2 pseudogenes are annotated in these 1,269 nt (G+C 63.3%); both read right to left on the bottom strand.

What is annotated here, in order from left to right:
* A pseudogene (locus tag N879_RS10880) lies at positions 1 to 785 on the bottom strand (IS91-like element ISPps1 family transposase); the annotation flags it as partial.
* Between the two features lie 108 nt (positions 786 to 893).
* Positions 894 to 1,269: pseudogene (locus tag N879_RS10875) on the bottom strand (dihydrolipoyl dehydrogenase); the annotation flags it as partial.

Genomic DNA, 1,269 nt, shown 5'->3' with positions numbered 1-1,269 from the left:
TCTTTGGCGTCACAGTTCTCCAGCAGGCCCCGAGCAACGAAGGCGCGCAGGATGCGTTTTTGCAGTGTGGTCTGCACTGGGGCCACGGTAGCCGCATCGATGCCGGTGGCCGCGTGAAAGATGACACCCGGCGATGAGATTCGAGGGGTCGCATCAGCATCGCCCTCGCCCTCCACTTCCTCAAACACCCCGTCCACCACACAAACGTGGAAGTGGACGTGTTCATTGAGGCTGGAGCCGAATCGGTGAATGAAGGCGATGGCACCGATGTGCAGGCCTGCCTTGTCCATATGGGCCGCACCGGGGCTGTGGGTCTGCAGAGTTTGTGCGATCACCCGCAGAAAGATGCGCAGCACCATGCTCAGCACCGCTCCGTCGCGTTGCATGAAGTACCGCAACCTCTTGGGCACGGAGAGCACCCACTGGCGCACCGGCAGGCGGGGGAATACGTGATCGTTCAGGTGCGCTGCTGTCTCCACCATGCGCCGGGTGGTGCACGAGGGGCAGACTCCCCGGCCTTTGCAGGAGAAGGCTACAAAGTAGTCGTGCCCACAGTCGCCGCAGCGAGCGCGGGCAAAGCCATGGGCAAAGATGCCGCACTCAAGATACTTGGCAAACGCTTTGCGCACGAAGGGCTTGGGGGTGTGGTGGTCGCCCTGGCCGTCGAACTGACCCGCGCTGGCCAACTCTAGCCAGGTCTCGTAGTGCTCGGCTACCGTTTGGTACAGCAGCGTGCGTTCGGGGTGGCGTGGGTTGTAGAGCTTGGGCTTGGAAGTGGCTGACATGAATGCTGTACAAATGCACAGTATTCTGCGGCGATTGTTTGGGTACGCAAAGCACAAGGCCCGAACCGTCGCCAGTTCGGGCCTTGTCAGGGTAGCTTGGCTGCGGACTTACTTGCGCGCAGGCGGCACATCCGTGCAGCTGCCATGCGCCACTTCCGCCGCCATGCCGATGCTCTCGCCCAGCGTCGGATGCGGGTGGATGGTCTTGCCGATGTCCACTGCGTCCGCACCCATCTCGATAGCCAGCGCGATCTCTCCGATCATGTCGCCCGCGTGGGTGCCGACCATGCCACCGCCCAGGATCTTGCCGTGGCCCCGGCCAGCATGGCCGTCTCCTGATCCTGCTTCGGGGCTGTCGTCGAACAGCAGCTTGGTGAAGCCTTCGTCGCGGCCGTTGGCAATGGCGCGGCCCGAGGCCGTCCAGGGGAACAGGCCCTTCTTGACCTTGATGCCTTGGGCCTTGGCCTGGTCTTCCGTCAGGCCC

It is taken from the genome of Alcaligenes sp. EGD-AK7 (assembly GCF_000465875.3).
In the GTDB taxonomy this organism is placed as follows: Bacteria; Pseudomonadota; Gammaproteobacteria; order Burkholderiales; family Burkholderiaceae_B; genus Alcaligenes; species Alcaligenes phenolicus.
The sequence above is the reverse complement of the archived record's forward strand: the minus strand, read 5'-3'. Positions and strand labels throughout refer to the sequence as shown.